Annotated in this window: 17 protein-coding genes; 3 read left to right on the top strand and 14 right to left on the bottom strand. The window is 71.4% G+C overall.

What is annotated here, in order from left to right; genetic code table 11:
* Positions 1–2 precede the first annotated feature (2 nt).
* The 8 genes from OHT52_RS28855 to eccD form a co-directional block, all read right to left on the bottom strand.
* Positions 3–326 carry a WXG100 family type VII secretion target gene (locus OHT52_RS28855; protein WP_328723108.1) on the bottom strand — a complete coding sequence of 108 codons (324 nt, stop codon included), beginning with the start codon at positions 324–326 and terminating at the stop codon, positions 3–5.
* Positions 323–817, bottom strand: a complete 495-nt coding sequence (locus OHT52_RS28860; protein WP_328723109.1) for a YbaB/EbfC family DNA-binding protein — start codon at positions 815–817, stop codon at positions 323–325. Before OHT52_RS28860 ends, OHT52_RS28855 begins: the two co-directional genes overlap by 4 nt.
* 64 nt (positions 818–881) lie before the next feature.
* The gene (locus OHT52_RS28865; protein WP_328723110.1) at positions 882–3911 is read right to left on the bottom strand and encodes an AAWKG family protein; all 3030 of its coding nucleotides are present in this window, start codon (positions 3909–3911) and stop codon (positions 882–884) included.
* A 45-nt stretch (positions 3912–3956) separates the two neighbouring features.
* Entirely contained in the window at positions 3957–4415 is a 459-nt protein-coding gene (locus OHT52_RS28870; protein ID WP_328723111.1) for a type VII secretion system-associated protein, read from the bottom strand.
* A gap of 64 nt (positions 4416–4479) precedes the next feature.
* The gene (locus tag OHT52_RS28875) at positions 4480–4818 is read right to left on the bottom strand and encodes a WXG100 family type VII secretion target (RefSeq protein ID WP_328723112.1); all 339 of its coding nucleotides are present in this window, start codon (positions 4816–4818) and stop codon (positions 4480–4482) included.
* A 61-nt stretch (positions 4819–4879) separates the two neighbouring features.
* Positions 4880–5230 (bottom strand): hypothetical protein, encoded by a 351-nt coding sequence (locus OHT52_RS28880; protein WP_328723113.1) that lies wholly within the window; start codon positions 5228–5230, stop codon positions 4880–4882.
* A 186-nt stretch (positions 5231–5416) separates the two neighbouring features.
* Positions 5417–6886, bottom strand: a complete 1470-nt coding sequence (eccB, locus tag OHT52_RS28885; RefSeq protein ID WP_328723114.1) for a type VII secretion protein EccB — start codon at positions 6884–6886, stop codon at positions 5417–5419.
* Positions 6887–6897: 11 nt separating this feature from the next.
* The gene (eccD, locus tag OHT52_RS28890; RefSeq protein ID WP_328723115.1) at positions 6898–8289 is read right to left on the bottom strand and encodes a type VII secretion integral membrane protein EccD; all 1392 of its coding nucleotides are present in this window, start codon (positions 8287–8289) and stop codon (positions 6898–6900) included.
* Between the two features lie 195 nt (positions 8290–8484).
* Here eccD and eccCa point away from each other — a divergent pair, with 195 nt between their 5' ends.
* Positions 8485–12483 carry a type VII secretion protein EccCa gene (eccCa, locus tag OHT52_RS28895; protein ID WP_328723116.1) on the top strand — a complete coding sequence of 1333 codons (3999 nt, stop codon included), beginning with the start codon at positions 8485–8487 and terminating at the stop codon, positions 12481–12483.
* 147 nt (positions 12484–12630) lie between these two features.
* Here the strand turns inward: eccCa and OHT52_RS28900 are convergent, their stop codons facing one another.
* The 6 genes from OHT52_RS28900 to OHT52_RS28925 form a co-directional block, all read right to left on the bottom strand.
* Positions 12631–13833 (bottom strand): S8 family serine peptidase, encoded by a 1203-nt coding sequence (locus tag OHT52_RS28900; RefSeq protein ID WP_328723117.1) that lies wholly within the window; start codon positions 13831–13833, stop codon positions 12631–12633.
* Positions 13834–13923: 90 nt separating this feature from the next.
* Positions 13924–17229 carry a right-handed parallel beta-helix repeat-containing protein gene (locus OHT52_RS28905; RefSeq protein WP_328723943.1) on the bottom strand — a complete coding sequence of 1102 codons (3306 nt, stop codon included), beginning with the start codon at positions 17227–17229 and terminating at the stop codon, positions 13924–13926.
* A 358-nt stretch (positions 17230–17587) separates the two neighbouring features.
* The gene (locus OHT52_RS28910; RefSeq protein ID WP_328723118.1) at positions 17588–18103 is read right to left on the bottom strand and encodes a GNAT family N-acetyltransferase; all 516 of its coding nucleotides are present in this window, start codon (positions 18101–18103) and stop codon (positions 17588–17590) included.
* A gap of 291 nt (positions 18104–18394) precedes the next feature.
* Entirely contained in the window at positions 18395–19213 is an 819-nt protein-coding gene (locus tag OHT52_RS28915) for an SAM-dependent methyltransferase (protein ID WP_328723119.1), read from the bottom strand.
* Between the two features lie 82 nt (positions 19214–19295).
* Positions 19296–19547 carry a DUF397 domain-containing protein gene (locus OHT52_RS28920; RefSeq protein WP_328723120.1) on the bottom strand — a complete coding sequence of 84 codons (252 nt, stop codon included), beginning with the start codon at positions 19545–19547 and terminating at the stop codon, positions 19296–19298.
* On the bottom strand, positions 19544–20410 hold the full coding sequence (locus OHT52_RS28925) for a helix-turn-helix domain-containing protein (protein WP_328723121.1): 867 nt from the start codon (positions 20408–20410) through the stop codon (positions 19544–19546). The genes OHT52_RS28920 and OHT52_RS28925 overlap by 4 nt, the downstream gene beginning before the upstream one ends.
* A 371-nt stretch (positions 20411–20781) precedes the next feature.
* On the opposite strand from OHT52_RS28925, the gene OHT52_RS28930 reads away from it, so the two are divergent.
* Positions 20782–21186: an ATP-binding protein gene (locus tag OHT52_RS28930; protein WP_443046698.1), complete on the top strand. Its 405-nt coding sequence runs from the start codon at positions 20782–20784 to the stop codon at positions 21184–21186.
* A gap of 77 nt (positions 21187–21263) precedes the next feature.
* The gene (locus OHT52_RS28935; protein ID WP_328723122.1) at positions 21264–21644 is read left to right on the top strand and encodes a hypothetical protein; all 381 of its coding nucleotides are present in this window, start codon (positions 21264–21266) and stop codon (positions 21642–21644) included.
* Positions 21645–22071: the final 427 nt, after the last annotated feature.

Genomic DNA, 22071 nt, shown 5'->3' on the forward strand with positions numbered 1-22071 from the left:
GGTCAGCTCTTCCCGGTCTTGTGTCCGCCGAGCGATTCGGTGATGCCGGTCTGGAGATTGCCGAAGTCCGTCGAGGCGTCGCGCAGGCTCTGCCCGCTGCCGACCAGCGCGTCGCTCAGCGCGGTGATGCCCGTCTTGGCGTCCTTGACCGCGGGCAGGTACTTCTCCGCGAAGGTCATGCCGAACTTGTCCGTGCCCCAGCACCCGTGGTACGAGGTGATCTTGTCCAGGTAGTCGTCGCGGATCAGCTTGATGTGGTCGGCCACCTGGTCCAGGTTCTCGCTGCTCCGGTCGAGCCCGTCCGTGTCGACGTCGAGCCCGCTCATCGCTGCGCTCCTTCGTCCGTGCCGGTCGCGTCGTCCTCGTCGACGAGCTCGTCGAGCAGCGCGCCACCGGACGAGCGGGTGGGCGCCTTCGACGGGGGTACCGGCAGCCCTTCCTCGCGGAGCGGAGCGAACAGCGCGTCCCAGTCCAGCTCCTGGAAGCCGCCCTCGCCGGTCGGTGAGAGGCCGGGGATGGGGCCGAACGGCCGGTACACGTCGGCGAGTTGCTCGGCGGCCTGGGCGCGGGCCGATCCGATGGTGGTCATCAGTACGCCGGCGAGCTGGGCCGGGGGCATGGTCCGGTACCTCGCGGTGGGAAAACGCAGGTTCGTCAGCTCGCCCTGCGGCCCGACCGTCGCCTCCACGGAGCGGTCCTTCGCCATGACGGTCGCGGAGATCCGGGCGGCGGCGGCCCCGGCCTCGGTCAGCTTGGTCCGGGCCTCCTCGAACTCGGCCAGCGCCTCGGCCAGGTGCTCTTCCATCGGGTTGCTCATCCGCGTTCCGTGCCCTTCATCCCGCTCATGCCACTCGGTCCCTTCCTCCGGCTGGTAGCGGCTGTCACCGCCCGATCACCGCCGCGACGCCGCCCTGGTCCGTGCCCCAGGTGTCCTCGTCCTCGCTCACCCAGGTGGACCGCTCGCGTTCGTCGCTCTGGGTGTTGCCGCCCGCACCGCCGCCCATACCACCGCCCATCGGCGGCATCATCGGGGTGCTTCCGGACGAGGTGGTGCTGGGCCGCCGGCTCGCCGCCGCGGCCTCCTCCGCGGCGAGCTGGGCGGACTTGGCGTTCCGCGCCGCGGATGCCTCTCCGGTGGCTATCGCCCGGCCGCGCTCCGCGGCCAGCCCGGTTCCGGCGGCGCCCGCCGAGGCGCCCGTGCCGCCGCCGGGCATGAGCCCCTGGTTGCCGAGCGGGTTCAGCGGGAGGCTGCCGGACCCGCCGGTGCCGGTGTCACCGTAACCACCCCCGCCCAGGGGGGATCCGTCGCTTCCCTCGTCCGGGTAGTCGTAGTAGTCGAAGTCGCCGAGACCGCCACCGGTCTGGTTCGTTCCGAGCCCGGCGGTACCGCCCGTCGTGCCGGTCGTCCGTCCGTACGCGTCGGTGGTGACCGTGCGCCCGTCCGGGTAGCTGATCTGGTGGCCGCCGTCCTTGAGCGTCTTGTCGACGGTGCCGTCCGGGTAGGTCGTCGTGGACGAGCCGTCCGCGTTGTGCGTCGTCCGCGTCTGTGCACCACCGCTGCCGGTGGTGTTGAGGTGCTCGGTCTGCTTGTGGCCGTCGGCGTCGATGGTGGTGTACGTGCCGTCGGGCCCCAGCTTGGTGGTGCTGCCGTCCTTGTACGTGGTGGACACCGTGCCGTCCTGGCCCACCTGGGACACCGAGCCGTCGGCGTACTGGACGGTGGAGGTGCCCTTGCCCAGGTGCGAGACGGTCCTGGTGCCGTCGGGGTCGGTGGTGGTCACGGTGCCGTTCGCGGAGACGGAGGTCTTCGTGCCGTCCTCGTGCGTGGTGGTGGTCGTGCCGTCCGTGCCGAACGCCGTGGACGAACCGTCCGCGTTGTGCACGGTCGAGCCGGGCGCCGGATGGCTGGTGGTGCTGTTGCCCTGGGCGTCGGTGCTGGTGAGCGTGGAGTCCGGGGCGAGCTTCGTCGAGGTGCCGTCCGGATACTGCGTGACCGTCGTACCGTCCGGGCCGATGGTGGTCTTCGTGCCGTCCTGGTAGGTGATGGTCTCGCTGCCGTCCTTGTTCAGGACCGTCTTCGAGCCGTCGGGATTGTTCGTGACGGAGGTGCCGTCGGGGTTGACGGTGGTGGTCGTGCCGTCCTTGTGCGTGGTGGTGCGTGAGCCGTCGGCGTTGTACGAAGTGGTGCTGCCGTCAGGGCCTTTGACCGTTTTGACGGGGTAGCCGCCGCTGCCGCCGCCCGTGACGTTGGGGGACAGGACCGGCGGGAGGACGCCCGCGGGCGTCGTCTCCTGGTGGCCGTCCGGGTAGGTGGTGGTGGTCGAACCGTCCGGATTCACGAGGCTGGTGGAGCCGTCGGGGTTGGTGATCGGGAGGTTCGTGCCGCCCAGGCCGCTGCCGTCGCCCGTACCGTTCAGGCCGATCGTGGGCGGGGGGACGATGCCGCTGCCGGTGTTCTCGCCGTTCAGGCCGAGGTCGCTGCCCGCTCCGCCGCCGCCGAATTCACTGCCGGTTTCGTTCTCCCCGATCTGCGGTGGAAGGTCGACCTCGCCGGTTCCGCCGTCGCCGTCCGCGTCCTGGCCGAGGTCGTCCAGCTCCTTCTGGGCGTCCTCCTTCTGCTGCTCCGCTTCCTTCTCGGCCTCTTCCTTCGCCTTCTCCGCCTCTTCCTTGGCGCGTGCGGCCTCGTCGCCCGCGTTCGCCTGCGTGAGGCTGCCCGTACCTGCCTTGAACGGGAAGGAGGAATCCGAGTTCATCCCGACCATGGCCTGGTTGAGTGCCAGCATGGCCCTGCTCGCGGCCAGGTCGAGAGGAGCGAGGGTGGCGAGCCAGTTGGTGCACGCCCGCGTGGCGAGGTTCTTCCAGTCGCTCTCGACGGTGAGGTTGCCGTAGACCGGGTGGATGTGCAGGAACCCGTCTCCGGGCTTGTTGTTGCCGTAGTTCTGGCGCATCCTCATGATGTTGTTCTCGTTCAGCCACAACGCCAGATCGTCGAGCAGCGCGTCGAGATGGGACGTCCCGAGCCATACGTTCGCCGGCTGGACCCGGAGACCCGCGTACGCCGAGTTGACCGCGTTCTGGACGCCGGGATCCGAGTTGTTCTGCCAGCCGTTCCAAGCCGTGGCGAGGCTGTCGGCCGCCGTCCAGATCGCCAGTTCGGCGTCGACGAGCTTGTCCCCGACCACGGAGCGGGAGTTGTAGTCCTTGTTGCTCTTGAACTCCCTGCCGCCGCCGGGCTGGACCGCGCCGGTCTTCGGGGCGATCAGGGTGAGGAAGTCCTTGTAGCCGAGACCCACCGCGTCGATCAGGTCGCGGAAGACGTCGGCGCCACTGCCCTGATAGGACGAGAACTCGCCGTCGAGCTGCTTCACCCACTTCTCGAGGTCGACGGATTTGGCGGAGAAGTAGTCGACGACCCTGTTGAACGCCTCGGCGATCGGGCTGAATTCCTTGAGATTGACCGCGTCGGCCGTGACGACCGCCGGGGTGTGGTCGTAACCGCCGCCGAACCCGTCCGTGGTGAAGGTGTCCCGCAGCGCTTCCAGCGCCTTTCCGTAGCCCCAGTCGTAAGCCCCCGCGTTTCCGGTGTTGCTCCAGTCCGCGCCGCTCGACGAACTCCAGGGGAGTGAGACGGTCGCCTTGTAGACGTCGAGGTAGGTGCTGGACTGCCCGTCGGAGGGGCCGTAGAACTGGATGACCCGTTCGGGCGTCTCGCCCGCCTCCACCTCGCCCGTGGTGTTGCGGTCGTCCGACACGCCCACCTTGGTGACCTTCTTGACCGTGACCCTCATCCACTCGCTGCCGGTTCCCGTCTTCGCGTCGGCACCGCCCACGGCCGCGACATTGGCCCTGGTGCCCCCGTCGAAACCGGTGAGCTGCTTGACGACGGATTCCCAGCTTGAATCGACTGCCACGGGCAGGACTCTCCTTGTGCGACGAGCGGAGACGAAAGGTGAGGGTCAGGTCTTCTGGGTCGGGGCGAGGTCCCCGTCGACATCGCCCAGGGCGTTCAGGAACTCCTGGCTCTTGATGTCCTCCAGGCTGTCCGCCTGGTTCTTCTTCATCGTCTCCAGCACCGTCCTCATGTTCTTCTGTATGTCGTTGAAGAGCTTCAGCTGGTTGCTGATGACGCCCGCCTGGGACTCCGCCGCGCCCGTGAGGTACTCCACCAGCGGATTCGCGCTCAGCGGGGTCGCGTCCTTCCCGACCAGTTTGCCGAGCTTCAGCACGTGGCTGCTGAGGCCCACTTCGGGGGAAGCCATCTGGGCGCTGAGGAACTTCAGCGAGGAGATCCCACCCTTCTCGGCATCCTTCTCCAGCGCGGTCAGCAGGTCGATGAACTCCTGCACGTCGGTGTCGATGAACCTCTGGAGGGAGTCCGTGTCCAGGTGCGACAGATTGGTCGGGTCGGCCGCCATGGCTGCTCACAATCGTCGGGGGAGGCGGGTCGGGCGGGAGGCAGCGGTCCGGGCAGGCGATGGATCAACCGCCGACGCGGATGTTCCCCCAGTCCGAGGCGCTGCGGTTCTCGTGCTTGCGGTACTGGTCCGAGATGTCGCTCAGCGTGGCGCTGTGCTTCGTCAGGACCTGGCCCAGTTGTGTGGTGGCCTGGTTCCACTGGTTCTGCAGAGCCGCGTACGTCGCCGCGTCCGCACCCTGCCAGGCACCGCGCAGCCCGGCCAGCTCCTCGTTGAGGGCCTGCACCAGGGACTGGATGCGGTTCGTCTGGAGGCGCATGTCCTCGGCGGCCTGGTCCACCCTGCTGTACTCGACGTGGATGATGCCGTCGGTCTTGTTGGAGGGATCGTACGGAGTGGTCATGGCGAACTCCTGGAGAGGGAGGAAGGGCTGGGACGGCAGTCGGCAGGCGCCGGACGGGCGCTCAGATCAGCTGGTTGAAGACGTCGTTCGACCGGTTGCTGGTCAGGATCGTCTCCGTGTTCTGTCCTTGAAGCCCGCGCTGGAGCACGCCGGTCTCCTGGAGCTGTTCCATCATCTGGTTGATGTTTCTGGTGATGATGTCGACCTGGCCGGTCCAGTCCGCGAGCAGCCGCTGGTACGCGCCGCCGTCCTGGCCCCCGTACGCGGACATCAGGCCACTCATGGTCGTGCGCACCTCCTCCTGGGACTGCTTGATACCGCTCTGGACCGTGCTGAGGGCGTTGTAGCCCTTCTGGTTCTCGGACTGGGACGACGTCTGGAGGTTGCCGGGTGGGGCGGGGGTGTTCGACATGTCAGGTGTCCTTTCCAGAACGTGAGCGTCTGCCGATGCTAGGGAGGGCGATGTGGAGCAAGCAATGCTCCGAGGCGAGATCTGAGCTGGAATTGATCATTGTTTAACCGGGAAGGTTGTTGACGGCTCTCAGGGCGACCACATTTGAGTGGTGATCAGGAGTGGTACCGCTCATCGGCCGGCCGTTCACCCGCAGGACTCCTCCGACGGGACCGCGGGAGCCGCACGTTCACCGTCGGCCACCGCCGCGTCGAGCACCGGCCCCGTCGGCAGCATGTCCAGCAGCCGGGACGGCACCGCCTGCGCGTGCCCGCCCTTGAGACCGAGCCGCTCCACCGACTCCGCGTCCGGCAGCCGGTACTTGACGCCCACATCCGTGACCAGGTACGTCGTCGTGCCGATGACCGAGCCCCCCGCGCCCAGCGCCTGCACGAGCGCGCCACCCCCGGGCCGTACCTCCAGACCGTCCACCGCCAGGCACGCCCGCCGGATCTCGGGGCCGGAGGCGACCGGAGCCGCCCGTGCCGCCGTCGGTACGAGCGCCAGGGCCACTCGGGGCGCGGAGCCCTCCGGCTGGATCCGGGCGCAGACCGACGTGCCGGGACCGGGGTCCCGTACGACGGGCGTACGGGACGGCCAGCCCGCCGGGTCCCCGGCCGCCTCGCCGGCCGGCGCCCGGTGCTGGGCCAGCTGGTCCGCGGTGAGCGGGAGCGCGACCGGGACCGACCCCTTGTAGGCCAGCTTCGCCGTCCGGTCGTCACCCAGCACGAGGGCTGCCCCGGGAGTGGTGAGCGGACGCAGCCCGCTCTCCTCCAGAAGGAAGTGCTGGGTGACGGCGCCCGGCGACGCCAGTGCGTACACCTGACCCGTCCGTCCGACGAGGCCGTCGATCCGGGGGCCGGCCGCGCCCCGGCCGTCCACCTCCGGCGCCGTCAGGTCGGGTCCGGCCGGCACGCTGTCGAGGAACGCCGCGGAGACGGGCACCGGCGTCACCCCGGAGTAGCCCAGCGCCTCGGCCGCGCCGTGCTTGCCGAGCCGCAGCCGATGATCGCCCCACAGCAGGTGCGTGGCTCCGTCCGGGCCCTGGACGAGGACGGCGCGGTTGTCGCCGGGGGAGACGCCGTCGGCGGCCATGCCCACGCGGAGCGATGTGACGGGGCGCCGGCCGGTCCGGTCGGCGCCCGTGCGGTCCGGCTCCTCCGCGCAGACCTGCCACGCCCCCCGCTCCAGGTCTCCGGGGCCGGGCAGCGCGTCGGGGGCGCCGGGGATGCCGACCGGGGTGCCGTGCCGCTCGCCCGCCAGGGACGCCCCGGACACCGAGACCACTTTGAGGTCGTCGGCCGCGATCAGCTTCGCCGAAGCCCAGTTGCGCACAGGGCGCAGCGTCTTGTCGAGATACAGGAAACGGGTACCGGTGTCCTTCTGCACGATCAGGTTCGAGTCCTGCTGCCAGGTCTTGGAACCCGCGGGCGAGATCATGCCGAAGAGCAGGAACCCGACGGTGAGGACGACTCCGAGGCCGATTCCCCAGGCCATGCCCCGGTTCGTGCGGCCCACCGGGGACTCCGGGGAGTCCGGGTCGCTCCGCAGCATGCCGCTGGTCAGCCGCCCCATCACGAAGAGGTGGGCCTGGACCTGGTCCTTCCTGGACTGCATGTCGTACCCCCTCAGCCGTTGGCGGTGCGCAGGGCCGTGTACACGCCCAGCACCCACAGGGACAGCGGGATCAGGGCCACGGCGAGAAGGGTGTGCAGGACGTCGGCCGCTCGGCCCCAGTAGGGCAGCATCCGGCGGCCGGGCACCGTCCAGGAGGCGATGGCCGCCGACACGGCGACGGCGACGAGCGCCGCGATCAGGAACGGGCGCTGCCCGGCGTCCAGCGAACCGGCGGCCCGCACCGCCATCAGGACCAGACCGTACAGGCCCGGGAGCATGACGGCGGGCCGCTGCCACACGTTGCCGATACCACGCGCGTGCAGGAGCAGGAGCAGGCACAGCACCGCGGCGGTGACCACGGCTGCGGTGTCCGGGCGGACCACGACGAGGGCGGTCAGGACCACCGCGCAAACCAGGCCCGTCCCCGCGTACAGGGCGGTCATCCACTCCTCGGCGAGCGCGGTGCGGCTCACCACGACCTGGCTGGGATGCGGTTCGATCCCTTCCTGGAGCTGTTCCGCGTTGGTCGGCAGGGCGGGCAGCCGCAGCCCGGACAGCCGGAAGGCGATGCCCGGGACGAGGCCGCCGAAGACGACCGCGAGGACCGCGAGGACGCTCGCCGCGTGCGCGGCGGGCCAGTCGGTGACCAGCATCAGCGCACCCCACGAGGCGCCCGCGACCGCGACCGCCGCCGTGCTCAGCAGCAACGGCACGAAGGCCGCGACCGCGGCCACCGCCAGCACCGCCCCGCCCGCGGCCGCCGCCGAACCCGCGAGGAGCCGCGCCCCCGTCAGGTGCGCGTCCGCGTCACCACTGGGCAGCAGCGCACCGGCCAGCCCCAGATACGGCGCGACGAGGACGCCGAGTGCGGCGCCGCCCGCGGAGTCGCCCACTGCCCGGCTCGCCGTGGCGGCGCCGAACAGCACCAGCAGCCCGGTGCCGGCCGCGACCGCGGCCCGCAGCGGTGCGGAGCCGCCCGGCAGCGCCAGCACCAGCAGCCCGGCCGCGAGGAGCACCACCGCCGTGCCGCGCAGCAGCCACCGGCTGGTCCGGGCCTCCCAGCCGTGCGGGCGGTCGCGCATCGTCTCGGCGACCCCGTCCACCAGGTCGTCGAAGTGGACCGGCGGCAGCGCCTCGGTGCGAGGGCGGAGGAACAGCGTCTCGCCGTCCCGCAGCGCCAGGCTCTCCGGGGTGCGCTCCTCGTCCAGGGGCTCCTCGCCCAGGCGTTGCAGCACCCAGCCGCCGTGTTCGATCCCCTTCTCCGCCAGGTCGTGGCCCGCGTGGTCGAGGAGGATGGGCAGCAGGTCGGACACGGGTACGTCGGCGGGGACCGCCAGATCGATGATCCGTTCGTGGGTTCTCACCGTGAGCCGGCACAGGCCGGGGGCGGATATGTCTGTCATTGCGGCGGGGCCACACCTCTCCGAGGGGCGGGATACCAAAGTTGATGGCCGCACACTACCTTTGATCTTGCGTCAGGCCGTCTGCCACTGGTGTGACCGTTCAGAGCGGGGCATTCACGTCCTTCGTGCCGAACCGCCCTGGAACCCCTGCCTCCCACCGCCGCGGAGGCGACGAGCCCGAGGAGCGAATTCCGCGTGAGCACCGTTCTGTTCCGTCGCCCTGCCCGCAGGCGGGGACCCGACATGCCGGACGGCGAGATAAGCCTCCAGGAACCGCCCGCCCTCCCGGAGGCGGAGCCGAACACCTCGGCCATGTGGATGTACCTCCCCATGGGCCTGACGTCGATCGCCATGATGATGATGTTCATCAGACCCGGCCAGGCAACCACCTTCAGCTACCTGGCCATCGGGCTGATGCTGCTCTCGTCCGTCGCGATGATCGTCGGACAGCTGATGCGCAGCGCGGGCGAACGCAAGCGCAAGCTCAAGGGCGAACGCCGGGACTACCTGAGGTACTTGGCCCAGACCCGGCGCAAGATCCGCCGCGCGGTGGCCGATCAGCAAAAAGCCCTGGCCTGGCGGCACCCGGACCCGGCCGGGCTGTGGGCGCTGACCGGTACCAGCCGTCAGTGGGAACGCCGCCCCGCCGACGAGGACTTCGCGGAGGTACGTGTGGCCGTCGGCGAGCAGAAGCTGGGCACCCGGCTCGCCCCGCTGGCCACCAGACCCGTCGAAGACCTGGAACCGCTCACCGCACACGCCCTGCGCAGCTTCATCCGGGCGTACGGAACCGTGCCGGGCCAGCCCATCGCCCTATACCTGCGCGCCTGGTCGCGGATTCTCGTACACGGCGACGACGAGCGGGCCCGTTCCCTCGCCCGCGCCCTGATCGCCCAGCTCGCGGCCTTCCACGCCCCCGAGGAACTCACCGTCGCGCTCTGCGTCTCCGACGCGCGGCGCGCCGACTGGGAGTGGGTGAAGTGGCTGCCGCACACCCAGCACGCCTACCAACGCGACGGTGCGGGGCCGGCCCGTACCGTCGCTGCCGGACTCGCGGAGCTGGACGAGCTGCTCGGCGCGGACTTCACCGAACGCCCGCCCTTCGACCCGGAGACCGCGCCAGGCCGCGACGAGCCCTTCACCGTCGTCGTCGTGGACGGCGGCACCGTGCCGGGCGGTCACCGCCTCGAAGGAGCCGGGTACCGCAACGCAGTCGTCGTCGACCTGTCGCAGTCGCTGGCCTGGAAGCCCGCCCGCGGCACACTGCGGCTGCGCATCGACGAGGACGGGCTCCATCTGGTGCGCACCGACCGCGAACGCAAGGAACAGTCCACCCTGCTGGGTGAACCCGACACGCTCGGGCCGGTCGCCGCCCGTACGCTGGCCGCCCGGCTCGCCCCGTACCGCCTCGGCGGCGGTGCGGTCTCGGCCGAACCGTTCGTCTCCGACACCGAACTCACCTCCCTGCTCGGCATCGCGGACCTGCGCCGCCACGACCCCGCCAAGCTGTGGGACAGCCGCCCGCTGGAGAGCCGCGGCCGGCTGCGGGTACCGATAGCCGTCGGCGAGGACGGGCTGCCCGTCGAACTCGACATCAAGGAGTCCGCCCAGGGCGGCATGGGCCCCCACGGCATGCTCATCGGCGCCACCGGCTCCGGCAAGAGCGAACTGCTGCGCACCCTGGTGCTGGGCCTGGCGCTCACCCACTCCTCCGAGACCCTCAACTTCGTGCTCGTCGACTTCAAGGGCGGCGCCACCTTCCTCGGAATGGACGAGCTGCCGCACACCTCGGCCGTCATCACGAACCTGGCGGAGGAACTCCCCCTCGTCGGACGCATGCAGGACGCCCTGCACGGCGAACTGATGAGGCGCCAGGAACTGCTGCGCCGGGCCGGGAACTACTCCTCCGTGCTGGAGTACGAGAAGGCCCGCGCCTCCGGCACTCCGCTGGCACCGCTGCCCTCCCTCTTCATCGTCGTCGACGAGTTCTCCGAGCTCCTGTCCGCGCACCGTGACTTCATGGAACTCTTCGTGATGATCGGCCGTCTCGGGCGCTCGCTCGGCGTCCACCTCCTGCTCGCCTCGCAACGGCTGGAGGAGGGCCGCATGCACCAGCTGGAGTCCCACCTCTCCTACCGCATCGGCCTGCGCACCTTCTCCGCGATCGAGAGCCGCGGCGTGCTCGGTGTCCCCGACGCCTACCACCTGCCGCCCACTCCCGGCAGCGGCTACCTGAAGAGCGGCGTCGAGGCGCTGACCCGGTTCCGCGCCGCGTACGTCTCCGGGGCGTACACGAGCAGGCGCGGAGCCGCCCAACAGGCTCAGATCGCCCGCCAGGTCGTGCCGTGGGGCACCGACTGGGTGGTGCCGCGCACCCTGCCCGCCGCGCCCGAACCGGTGACCGCGGAGCCCGACTCGGGCGAGTCCCTCCTCGCGCTCGCCCTCGGCCGGCTGCGCGACAGCGGGCCGCCCGCCCGCCAGGTGTGGCTGCCTCCGCTGGACGCCCCGCCCGCCCTCGACGCACTGCTGCCACCCCTGGTCCCGGACCCTGAATTCGGCCTGACCACGACGGGGTCCGCCGACCGGGGAAAGCTGCGCGTCCCCGTCGGCATCGTCGACAAGCCCTTCGACCAGGTGCGCGACCTGCTCACCGTCGACTTCTCGGGCGCGGGCGGACACCTCGCCGTCGCAGGAGGCCCGCAGAGCGGCAAGTCCACCGTGTTGCGGACCCTCATCGCCGCGCTCGCCCTCACCCACACCCCGCGCGAAGTGCAGTTCTACTGCCTGGACTTCGGGGGAGGCGCGCTGCTCGGCCTGTCCGGACTGCCGCACGTCGGCGGGGTCGCCGGCCGTCTCGACCGGGAGCGGATCTCCCGCACCCTCGCCGAGGTCACCTCGCTGCTCAACCGGCGGGAACTGTTCTTCCAGGAGCAGGGCATCGACTCCATGGCCACCTACCGCAGGCGGCGGGCCGAGGGGCAGTACCCGGACGAACCGCTGGGTGACGTCTTCCTCGTCGTGGACGGCTGGTCCACTGTACGCAGCGACATGTTCGACGACATCGCGGTCTTCAACGGCATCGCCACCCGGGGCCTCAACTACGGCGTCCACCTCATGGTCAGCACCTCCCGCTGGGTGGAGCTGTCCGCCGCCCTCCGCGACCAGGTCGGCACCCGCCTGGAGCTGCGGATGGGCGACCCGATGGACTCCGCCGTCGACATCCGCAAGGCCGGCACCGTGCCCGCCGTGCCCGGACGCGGTCTGAGCAACGAGAAGCTCCACTTCCTCGCCGCACTCCCGCGCATCGACGGCGGCGAGGACGCGGAGGACCTCACGGACGCGCTCGCGGACCTCGTCGAGGCCGTCGCGGAGAACTGGGACGCCCCGCCGGCCCCGCCCGTCCGCATGCTGCCGGCCCAGCTCACCGCCGCCGACCTGCCGCCGGCCGACCCGGAGCGGCCGCTGCGCGTCCCGTTCGGCTTGGACGAAGCCGAACTGGCGCCCATCTGGCACGACTTCGCTCAGAGCCCGCACCTGATGCTGGTCGGGGACACGGAGAGCGGCAAGACCAGTGCGCTGCGGCTGCTCGTCCAGCAGATCATCGCGAACCACACCCCCGAACAGGCGCGCATCCTGGTGGTCGACTACCGCCGCGAGCTCGTCGAGGCGGTCCCCGAGGAGTACCGGCTCGGCCACGCGGTGGCGGCGGACCCGCTGCGCGAACTCGTCGACGGGGTCACCCGGGCGATGGTCGTCCGCTCCCCGGGCGAGGACATTTCCCCGGCCCGGATGCGGCGGGCCGACTGGTGGACCGGGCCGCGCGTGTTCGTGCTCGTCGATGACTACGAGATGGTCGGCACCGGCTTCAGCGTCCCCTTCGAACCGCTGCTGCCGCATATTCCGCTCGGCTACGAGGTCGGCCTCCACCTCGTCGTGGCCCGCGCGTCGACCGGCGCGTCACGCATGGACCCCCTGATGCGCAAGCTCCAAGAGGTCAACTCCCCGGCCCTCCAGCTGTCCTGCCCGACCTCGGAGGGATACGTCTTCGACAGCGTCAAGCCGAGGATCCTGCCGCCGGGGCGTGCGCTGCGGATAGCCCGCCGCAAGGCGGCGCTGGTCCAGATCGCGCTTCCCCGTGAGGTGGCGCCGCCGAAGGGGGAGCGGGAGGAACAGGGTGTGTCCGGCGGATCCTGACCGGGTCCGCGGTGTCCGGCACGGCGCCTCGTGGCGTTGTCGAAACGCCCGGATCGCTCCGCGATGCGGGCATTCCAGCGCCTTGCGATGCACCGCACCGGACGCCGCGTCCTGTCCGGTCCTGATCCGCCGGACACACCCTGGCCGTCAGGCGGTGCCGCCGCTCCCGCGGGTGTCCCCCGTACCCAGCCGTCCCGGCCGCCAGCCCCTGGCCCGCCCCCGCGGCAGCACCAAGGCGAGGAACGCCACGAGCAGGGCCACCCCCGCGGCGCCCGCCGTGACCAGCAGCGCGGTGTTCCTGGCGCCCGCGGCGTCCGGCGGCGGCACCGGCCGTACCGGGTCCGGGCGCGCCGCCACCGCCCGCGAGGCCGGGGCCTCGGCGCCCGCCACCGCGCCGTAGGGGTCCAGCGCGGGCAGGTCCGCCGGGTACGCCGTACGCAGCAGCCTCTCCCGCACCTGGGCCGCGTCCAGCTCGGGGTGGTAGGAGCGCACCAGCGCCGCCGCGCCCGCCGTCACCGCCGCCGCCAGCGACGCGCCGGAGCCCGTCCACATGCCGCCGCCCACCGGGCCCGGGCCGACGAGCGCGTCACCGGGCGCGGTGAGGTCGGCACGCGTGTAGGGCGGGGCACCGTCCGGACGAGTGCCCTGCGGGCCGGTGTCCAGTACGGCGAGGACGCTCTCCGGAGGCGCGGGAGCGGGTTCGGCGGGGGCATCGGCACTGGTGGACAGCGGCACACTGTCCGCCGCCGCCGGGGCCACGACCAGCGAGTCCTCGGCCGCGGCCACCGCCAGAGCCTCCCGTACCGCCTTGTCCGCGCCGTTCAGCGGCGCGGACACGACGATCACACCGGCCCCGCGCTCGGCCGCCGTCCGCACCCCGGCCGCCAGCCGCGCCGGGTCGGATTCGCCGCGGACGCCCGTGCCCCGTACGGCCAGAATCCTCGCCCGCGGCGCGACCCCGGCGAAGCCCTGGCCGGGAGTGGCCGCCCCCGCGACGAGGCCCGCCTGGAAGGTCCCTCGTCCCACGCAGTCCTCGTCCGCGTCACCCACCGCGTCGACCCGGCCGGCCGGCACGGCGGGCACGTCGCTCACCCCGGTGCCGACGATCGCGACCGTCACACCCCGCCCCTGCGACAGGGTCCACACATGGTCCAGGCCGAGCGCCTGGCGCGTCCAGGGGGCGTCGGAGGTGGCACGGCCCTCGGCGGTCGTGCACGCCTGCTGCGGGGACAGTCGCTCAGGGACCCCGGGCAGCACCACTCGTCCGTCGCCGTCCTCCGCGAGAGCGAGCCGGACCGGCAGGACGGTGAGAGCGGCGCAGAGCAGCACAAGGGTCGTACGGCGGTGCATGCGGGGCGTTCCTCTGTTCGATGAGGTCCAAGACGTACGGAGATCCGGAAGGTCCGGGCGGGACTGCGCGGCGGCACGGCCGGGCGGCCTTCAGGAAGGCTGCGGCAGAGCGGTCAGGTCCTCCGGCAACAGGAGCCGCAGATCCTCCAGGCTCGGCGCCGCGACCACGCTCAGCCGACCGGCCTGACGCGTCATCATCTCCTCCAGGGTCTGCCGCGCGAGACGTGCGTTGCCGAACGCGCGGCCCCTGGGCAGCCCGTCGAAGTGCGCGCGCAGCGCGGTGGCGGCGCCGGGCGCGCACTCGTAACCGTTGTCGACGGCGTGCTGGCGCACGATCGTGACCAGTTCGTCGGAGGAGTAGTCGGGGAACTCGACGTGCCGGGGGAAACGGGACGCGAGACCCGGGTTGGAGCCCAGGAAGCGCGCCATCTCCTCGGTGTAGCCCGCCGCGATCACCACCACCTCGTCGCGGTGGTCCTCCATCAGCTTCAGGAGAGTGTCCACGGCCTCCTGGCCGAAGTCGGACGAACCGCCGCTCCCCGCGGGGGTGAGGGTGTACGCCTCGTCGATGAACAGCACACCGCCGAGCGCCCGCGTGAACACCTCCTTCGTGAGCTGCGCGGTGTGCCCGACCCACCGGCCCACCAGATCGGCCCGCGACACCTCGACCAGCTGCCCGCGCGGCAGCACACCGAGTGAGGCCAGCAGTTCTCCGTACAGCCGGGCCACCGTCGTCTTGCCGGTCCCGGGCGGGCCCGCGAAGACCAAGTGGTTGCTGATGCGGGGCGCGGGCAGTCCGGCCTCGGCACGGCGGCGTGCGGTGGCCAGCAGGTTGACCAGGTCGCCCACCTCCCGTTTGACCGCGGCGAGCCCCACCAGCGCGTCCAGCCGCAGCAGCGGGTCGTCGTCGGCCTTGGGGTCCACGGCCGCGTTCACGCCGACGTCCTTCGCGGTCAGTACCGCCAGATCGCGTTCGTTCACCTCCGCCATGACCGCCAGCCGGGACGCCTGTCGGTCCACCATCTCCTCGAACACCTTGCGCGCGGTGCGCCCGTTGCCGAACGACGCATCGCGCGGAATGGCGTCGAAGTGGCCGTGCAACGCGGTCCTGGCCGCCGGTTCGAGCTCGTAGCGGTGCCCCGCGCACATCCGCTCGACGATGGTGACCAGCTCGTCCGAGGTGTAGTCGGTGAACTCCACGGTGCGGGTGAACCGGGAAGCCAGACCGGGGTTGGAAGAGAGGAAACCGGTCATCTCCTGCGGGTAGCCGGCCGCTACGACCACCACGTCCTCCCGGTGGTCCTCCATCAGCTTCACCAGCGTGTCGATGGCCTCCCGGCCGAAGTCCGCGCCCGAACCGCCCCCGTCGGACACCAGGGTGTACGCCTCGTCGACGAACAGCACTCCGCCCAGCGCCTTGTTGAACGTCTCGGTGGTCTTGATGGCGGTGCCGCCCACGATCTGGGCCACCAGGTCGGCCCGCGAGACCTCCACCAGGTGCCCGCTGCGCAGCACTCCGAGCGACGCGAGGATCGAGCCGTACAGCCGGGCCACCGTCGTCTTGCCGGTTCCGGGCGGGCCCGCGAACACCAGATGGCGGCTCATCGGCGGGGCGGGCATGCCGAGGCTGGCGCGCCGCTGGGCCAGCCGGTTCAGGTTGATCAGCGTCAGGACCTGCTGCTTCACGTCGGCGAGACCGATCAGGGACTCCAGCTCGGCCACCGGGCCGGTGTCGGCGTCCGGTTCCGCCGCCGTGGGGACCGCGCCTCCCGGGAGCCGTCCGTCGCCCGCCGCCTCGGCACCCGCGGCGCTGCCCCAGGCGTCCGGAGCGCCGTTGTCCGCGCTGTTCAGGCCCTCGACGGCGAGCCGGTCGCCGGGCACCGCCTGCCGCAGCCCGCTGCCCCGGTTGTCCCGTACCGTGCAGCCGGTCAGCGACGCCGGGTCGGTACCCTCGACCCGTACGCCGTCGGCGCCGGAGCCGGACACTTCGCAGGACTTCAGGGCCGCCCGCGCGCCCGCCGCGACCAGGACTCCGTGCTCACCCGAGCCGGTGACCCGCACCCGCGCGGCGGACAGCTCGCCCTCCGGATCGATCCGGACGCCCGCACCGGACGCTCCCTCGACGGCGGTGTCGCGCAGGGTGACCGTGCCGAGCGCCCCGACCCGCACGCCCGACTCGGCCGCCGTCCGCAGCGTGCCGCCGCCGACGTACAGGCTGCCGTGCCCCGAGACGTGCACGGCCGAGCCGGCCGACGCCTCGACGACGCACTCCTCGAGCCGGCCTCGCCCGTCCTTGGCGACCTCCACCCCGTGCGACCCCGACCGGGTGACGGTCGCGCGGCGCAGCAGCGGGTTGGCACCGGTACGTACGACGATGCCGGACCCGCCCGCGTCCCGTACCTCCAGGCGGTCGAACTCACCCGCCGAGTCCTCGTCGAGCAGTACTCCGACGGCCTCCGCATCCGCCACGACGGTCCCGGTCAGTACCGGCGAGGAGAACCCGTTGACCCGGATCCCCGCGTCCCGCGCGGAGGTGAACACGCAGTTCTCGAACGTGCCCCGGCTGCGTTCGGTCACGAACAGCCCGTGGCCCGCCGTCCGTTCCGTCCGGCAGGCGGTCAGGGCGGGGGAACTGCCGGCGCCCAGCACGAAGCCGTGCCCGGTCGTGTCGGTGACCGTCACCTCCTCCAGCACGGTGTGCCCGGTCGAGCTGACGTACACCCCGACCACCGCCTGCCGGACCGAACCGCGCACCATGCGCACCGTGCTGTCCTCCTCGACGGCGACCCCGGGCTTGTCCGTCGCGGATATCTCGCAGTCCTCCAGGCGCAGGTGCGCCTGGCCGTTCGTCAGCACCCCGTTGCCGCGGGTGTCGCGCAGCCTGCCGCCGCGTACGGTGATCCGCCCGCGCTCGCCGGCGACCACCGCGGAGGTGCCAAGATGCTCGACGACACAGTCCTCGACGAAACTCTCGTTCCCGGACGTCGAGACCACACCGGCGCCCGCCGGATTGCTGACCCGGCACTCGCGCAGGACGAGGGACCCGCTGCCCCGCGCGAACAGCGCCGCCCACGCCGAGCCGTGCACTTCGCACCGGTCCATCGCGATCTGCCCGCGCGGTGAGTCGACGACCGGCAGCTCGTCGTCGTGGCCGCGCAGCACCAGATCGCTCACCAGCACGGCGTCGCCGGTGAAGGTCAGCGCGGTGCCGCGCCGGGGCGCCAGCTCCACCGTCCCGGCACCCTCGGACGCGGTCAGTGTGATCGCGGCGGAAACGGTGAGGGACTCCTGGTAGCGGCCGGGACCGATACTGACCACGGCCCCGTTACGGGCCCGTGCGACGGCCTCCGCCACGGTGCGGAAATCGCCCGAACCGTCCACTGCGACGGTGAGCATCTGGCGTGACACGTATCTGACCTCCCGGCCCCCGGGGCCGGTGGGGCGACGGGGACACGCGGCATGTGATGGGGCGTACGGAACTTGAGTGCCCATCATGCCTGTTGCCGCAGGTCGACCGCCATGGTGATCCCTGGCCCCGCCCACCTTGCGGGGCCGGCCCCGGGCGGCGGAGACGAAGACCGCCCCAGGACCTGACGGCCGGCCGGCTCCGGGCCGGCCCGAGAACGTTTCACTGCGCTCCCGGTACTGACGCTGGACACGGCCCCGCCACACAGGCATGCCCGCCGTCGCGGACTTGGTCCGCGTCCCCGTGGGCACCCCGGAGCGACTTCGAAAGCTGCCCCCGGCACTCACCTCAGACCCGATCGAACGGCTCCGCGTACGTGAACACGCCCCGCAGCGCGGGGCTGTCGGCGGTCAGGGCGCGGACCTGGAAGTACTCGCCCCACGAGGGGTCCGGTGCGGTGATGCCGTGGTCCGAACCGGCGCGGAAACCGAAGCGGCCGTAGTACGCCGGGCTGCCGAGGAGAGCGACGAGGGGCTCGCCCAGCGCGTCCGCCGCGCCGAGCACGGCGTGGACAAGGGCGAGGCCGACACCGCGGCGCTGGTGGTCGGGGTGCACGCTGAGCGGGCCGAGGCCCAGGGCAGGCGCGGTGCCCACACGGCCACGAGTGCAGACCACGTGGCCGACGACCTCGTCCCTGTCGCTGACGGCCACGAGCGACAGTTCCGGTAGCCAGCCGTCGCAGACGCGCAGCTGGGCGAGGAGGGTTACCTCCACCGGAACCGGAGTCTCCGGCTTGGCGAATGCCAACGCGGTGACCGTGGTCACGGCGAGGATGTCGTCAGGTGTTTCACGTCGGATCAGCACCCGCACAGTCTGAGTCCCGGATCGCGGCGCCGCAACGCATGTGCCGGTACGCCCGTCCGTCCGGTGGCCCGGCTGTCCGAGACGACGCGATCACTCGAAATGGCCGGCCCCTCCGTCTCTTCGAGAGGGCGGGTTGCCGGGCCGTCGGTCTGTTCTGCCGCAAGGCCGAACCACGCCGTGTGCGGAGAACGTCGGCTGGTGGGCGGACGGTCGGCGAGGGGACGGGCCGAGTCGGCTCGCGCGGGTCGGAGGGGTCCGGCCCTGCGGCTCTTCGGAGCCGGACCCCTCCGGTTAGCGTTTGATGCCCACACCTGCCAGCAGGCTGATCTCGGCGTCCGCGATCTCCGGCGCGTTCGTGGCGCGTTCGGCGGCACGCCAGCGATGACAGCAGACGATGCCGGGCTCGATCAGGTCGAGCCCGTCGAAGAAGCGGCTGACGTCGCTGTGCGAACGGAACTTCACCGGGGTCCCGGAGTTGGTGTAGGCATCCGCGACCTGGTTCCAGGTGTCGGGGTCGAAGTCGGGCGTGCAGTGGTTCATGGCGAGGGCGCTGCCCACCGGGAGCGGTTCGAGCAGCCGACGGACGATGCTGTAAGGGTCGTGCGGCTCGGTGATGAAGTGCATGAGCGCGTTGAGGGAGAGGGCGATGGGCCGGCTGAAGTCAAGGACTCCCGAGTCCTGCACGGCGCTCATCAGCGCATCGGCATCGGTGGCGTCGGCCTCGATGTAGGCCGTACGCCCTTGAGTCGTGCTGCGCATGAGGCGTTCGGCGTACTTGAGGACGAGGGGGTCGTTGTCGGCGTACACGACGCGGGCCTCGGGCACCACCGACTGGGCGATCTGGTGCAGGTTGGGCTCGGTCGGGATGCCCGTGCCGATGTCGAGCCACTGGCGGATGCCGTGCTCCTCCGCCAACACTCGGGTGGCCCGTTGCATGAAAGCCCGGTTCTCTCGGGCGGTCAGGTAGAGACCGGGGTGGGCCTCGGCCGCGCGCAGGGCCGCTTCCTTGTCGATTTCGAAGTGGTCCTTGCCACCGAGGAAGTAGTCGTACATCCGGGCCGAGTGCGGCCTGCTCGTGTCGAGATCCCGGCGGGCCTGACTGGTGGTCATGTTCTCCCCTTGATACGTGTGTCTGTCGGCCCACAGGGCCGGTGCGGGACCGGTGTCGTCGTCCCTCCTGCCCGCCGCCGGTTCACCCGGCGGCCAGGTGATCGGCCAGACCCTCCTTGACCCCGCGGACGAACGCGGCGATCTCCTGCGGTGTGTAGATCAGCGCGGGCCCGGCCGGGTCGGTCGACTGCCGGACGGCCACGCGGCCGTCGGTGAGCTGCTTCGTCTCGACGCACTGGCCGCCGTTGGGCCCGCTCCACGGGCGTTCCCAGCCCTGTTCCCCGAGGTTGCGGGCCGGCATGCCGTTGTAGATGCTTTCGTCGGTGGTCGTCATGAGTGCTCCTTGCGCATTCGGTTCAAGAGCGCCCTGCTGTCCTCGGACGACGTCTGGAGCGCCATACGGGAATGCGCCTCGAGGTGGGATACGACGTCCGCGCGCTGGTCGAGGTAGACAGCGGCGGACAGGAGTTCGCTGTAGACGATGTCGGGCAACTCGGGTTCCTCGAAACGGAAATACGTGAACGGGGCGCACGCTCCGATGTGCGCGCCCGCCGAGAACGGCACGATGTCGATGCTGATGTGCGCGAGCTCGGAGACGTCCAGGAGCCGTTCGATCTGTTCCCTCATCACCTGAGGTCCGCCCACCGTCCGGTGCAGGACGGCCTCCTCCATGACCACCCACAAGGTAGGGGCGTCCTCCCGCTCCAACAGGGCCTGGCGGCGCAGCCGCAGCTCCACGCGGCGCGCGATCTCCTCCTCGCTGCCGTTCGGCAACCCGCCCCGGAGCACGGCTTGTGCGTAGTCGGGGGTCTGCAGAAGGCCCGTGACGTACTGGGGTTCGTACGTGCGGAGGGTCTTGGCGCCGGCCTCCAGGCTGACATAGGCGGTGAACCAGCTGGGGACGGCGTCGCGATAGGAGTGCCACCAGCCGGGCTTGTTGGCCTGCTCGGCCAAGTCGACGAACTCGTCGATCTCCTGGCGGTCCGCGCCGAAGGTCTCCAGGAGCTTCTCCACGTAGAGAGGCTTCAGCGCGACCTCGGCCTTCTCCAGCCGACGGATCGTCAGAGTCTTGACCCGCAGAGCCCTTGCCGCATCCTCCAGCGAGGCGCCGGCGCCGATCCGCATCTCCTGCAGCCGGCGGCCGAGGATCATGCGCAGGACTGTCGGCGCGCTGGTGCCGGTACGGGCTTCGCTCACGCCCAACCTCCTGAGGGTCCATCAATAACGCCATTCTGACACTGACTTGAAATGGACACCAGGGTGATACCCGCGCTTCTGAAATTATCAGGGAGTCGGTTGCAGCGTGAGTCCGATCACGCGCATAGTGGTGGGGTGAGCGGCCGAGTCGCAGTGCCGACGCAGGATCCGACCGGGAGAGGATGCGTGATGTCGATGGTGCCGTCGGCGCCCCGCCGCCGGACGCCTGCCTCGGCACACGCCTTTCACCGCTCGTGCTGCAGCCCGCACCCCCTCACCGCGCCCGTCCCTCCGGCAGGCGCTGGAAGGCGACACACGTGACACTGTCCATGCCCTCAGCCCCGGCCTCGACCCCCGTCTTAGCCGCGACGGTGCCACGCCGGGAGTACTGGTTCGGCCTCCCCGCCCTGCGTACCAGTGTGAGATCCGCCCGCGACACCGTGCGGGACCGGCTCCGCCTCTGGGAGGTACCCGGCGACACGTGCTGCGACGCGGTGCTGCTGGTCTCCGAACTGACCACGAATGCGGTACTCCACACCGACAGCGGTCATGTCATGTGCGGCCTCGCACTGACCGGCGACGAGCGGCGCCTGCGCATCGAACTCCACGACGAGAGCAGCACCCCGGTCCGCCCGTCCGAGCGTCACGCCGGCCCTGGCGAAGAGGGCGGGAGAGGGCTGCTCCTCGTCCAGCAACTCGCGGACAGCTGGGGCTCCGCACGTTCGACCCGGGGCGTAGGAAAGGTCGTCTGGGCCGAGTTGACGGCCCGGTCCTGACGTCGTGGGCGTAGGGCGTGTGTCGAAAGTGGCGCCGTCCGAACCCCCCTTCCTCGATCCATCGACAGAAGGCGCCCATGACCCCCCACGATGAAAACACTTCCCCGGTCGTGCTGTACGTGTGCGCCGACCGGGCCCCCGGTGCACCCGGGGAAGCCGCACAGCGCGCGCGGACGGAAGGCCAGGAGTTCGCCCGGGAACGCGGACTGACGATCGCCGAGGTCGTCACCGACACCTACGGTGAGCCCGACCCGGCCCGACGCCGAGGGTGGCGGCGTGTCAGACAGCTGGCACAGACGGGCCACGTCACCGCGGTACTCGTCCGCTGGCCCAGCGCCATCGCGCCGGAGTCCGCACGCGAACTCCGTCACCGCGAGGCCGCGTGGCTCCGCGACCGGGGCGTGGGCGTCCGATACACCTGGGCGCCCCTGTCGAGGCCGGGCGTCGAGGCGCGGTGAGTGTTCTCCGTGTCGCCTCCCCACGCGGGGGTGGTGGCTTCGGCGGATGACGTCGTCCGGTCCGGGCGGCTCACGATCTTCCGAAGGCCGACCAGGCACGAGCAGTGCCGTACCGCGCCGAGTTCGGCGGGAGCCCGGGACAGGGCCGGTATCCGGTCGGCCTTCCGTTCCGCCGAGGGGCGGGCTGTGCGCCGTGGGCGTCCGAGCCCGGTGGCGGTCGGGGCCGGCGTCCGTCCCGCGTACGGCTGCCGCCCGCAGGCAGAGGGACGCCCTGGCGTTCGTGGACCCGGATGCTCCGGGTGTCCGCTGCCCCCCAGCCCCCAGCCCCCAGCCCCCTGCCCCCTGCCCATGGCCGTGTCGCTCTGCGGGGCATCGCCTCCGTACCCGCGGGACGACGGCCTGGCGGCGTCCACGTGACCGGACCGAG

Source organism: Streptomyces sp. NBC_00247 (assembly GCF_036188265.1).
GTDB lineage: Bacteria > Actinomycetota > Actinomycetes > Streptomycetales > Streptomycetaceae > Streptomyces.

What these genes read in the sequence shown, in the direction of transcription:
- OHT52_RS28920 (WP_328723120.1), bottom strand. Translation starts at nt 19,547, where the DNA reads ATGACGACCACCGACGAAAGCATCTACAACGGCATGCCGGCCCGCAAC.
- eccD (WP_328723115.1), bottom strand. Translation starts at nt 8,289, where the DNA reads ATGACAGACATATCCGCCCCCGGCCTGTGCCGGCTCACGGTGAGAACC.
- OHT52_RS28870 (WP_328723111.1), bottom strand. Translation starts at nt 4,415, where the DNA reads ATGGCGGCCGACCCGACCAATCTGTCGCACCTGGACACGGACTCCCTC.
- OHT52_RS28915 (WP_328723119.1), bottom strand. Translation starts at nt 19,213, where the DNA reads ATGACCACCAGTCAGGCCCGCCGGGATCTCGACACGAGCAGGCCGCAC.
- OHT52_RS28900 (WP_328723117.1), bottom strand. Translation starts at nt 13,833, where the DNA reads ATGCACCGCCGTACGACCCTTGTGCTGCTCTGCGCCGCTCTCACCGTC.
- OHT52_RS28905 (WP_328723943.1), bottom strand. Translation starts at nt 17,229, where the DNA reads ATGCTCACCGTCGCAGTGGACGGTTCGGGCGATTTCCGCACCGTGGCG.
- OHT52_RS28880 (WP_328723113.1), bottom strand. Translation starts at nt 5,230, where the DNA reads ATGTCGAACACCCCCGCCCCACCCGGCAACCTCCAGACGTCGTCCCAG.
- OHT52_RS28875 (WP_328723112.1), bottom strand. Translation starts at nt 4,818, where the DNA reads ATGACCACTCCGTACGATCCCTCCAACAAGACCGACGGCATCATCCAC.
- OHT52_RS28935 (WP_328723122.1), top strand. Translation starts at nt 21,264, where the DNA reads ATGACCCCCCACGATGAAAACACTTCCCCGGTCGTGCTGTACGTGTGC.
- OHT52_RS28860 (WP_328723109.1), bottom strand. Translation starts at nt 817, where the DNA reads ATGAGCAACCCGATGGAAGAGCACCTGGCCGAGGCGCTGGCCGAGTTC.
- eccB (WP_328723114.1), bottom strand. Translation starts at nt 6,886, where the DNA reads ATGCAGTCCAGGAAGGACCAGGTCCAGGCCCACCTCTTCGTGATGGGG.
- OHT52_RS28855 (WP_328723108.1), bottom strand. Translation starts at nt 326, where the DNA reads ATGAGCGGGCTCGACGTCGACACGGACGGGCTCGACCGGAGCAGCGAG.